The sequence below is a fragment of the Pseudoalteromonas sp. 20-MNA-CIBAN-0454 genome (genome assembly GCF_040308685.1).
GTDB classification, from domain to species: Bacteria; Pseudomonadota; Gammaproteobacteria; order Enterobacterales; family Alteromonadaceae; genus Pseudoalteromonas; species Pseudoalteromonas nigrifaciens.
In genome coordinates, this window is the sequence record NZ_JBEOOB010000100.1 from 1 (window position 1) to 604 (window position 604).

Consider the following 604-nt stretch of genomic DNA (forward strand, 5'->3'; position numbering starts at 1 on the left):
CTTCCACTTCATTGAATAACTCGCCTTGCCCGGCAAAGCCTTCAGCACTTTTGCCGAATTGTTTTTGTTGGGCCAAGCTCCAGCGCTCTTCCAATGCCGCAATCTGGGCATCCTTCTGCGCTAACAGTTTTTCAAGTTCAGCAATGCGCTGTTTAAGGGCGAGTTCATTTTTCATGACGCCTATTTTAAGGCATCATCAAAGGCTTTGCAGTGCTAACTGAACTCACTTTGATGATCATCAATCGATCGCAAATATTAAAGCATTTGCTTACCTGCGACATCAATTTTACTGTGTCCAATCACATCATAACCCGATAATAACCAGTGTAATTGCTGCTCGCTTAAGGTCATGGTGGGTGACATGAGTTTGGGCCATTTGAACTTATGCTTATCTAATCGCTTATACCACAGTGCAAAACCGGTGTTATCCCAGTAAAGCAGTTTGAGTTTGTCACGGCCTTTATTACAAAACACAAATAGCGCACCACTGAGCACGGGTAGTTCAAGCTCTGCTTCCACCAACGCCGCCAGACCATTAATTGATTTTCGAAAATCAACGGCATCGGCACATAAATAGACGGTGGGTACATCAACGAACATCCTC

Annotated in this window: 1 protein-coding gene and 1 pseudogene; both read right to left on the bottom strand. The window is 44.4% G+C overall.

The window, feature by feature from the left end; genetic code table 11:
• Positions 1-175 (bottom strand): annotated as a pseudogene (locus AAEZ22_RS18125) (IS66 family transposase); the annotation flags it as partial.
• Between the two features lie 80 nt (positions 176-255).
• Positions 256-604, bottom strand: a 349-nt coding sequence (tnpB, locus tag AAEZ22_RS18130; RefSeq protein ID WP_350547149.1) for an IS66 family insertion sequence element accessory protein TnpB, incomplete at its 5' end; no start/stop codon positions are given.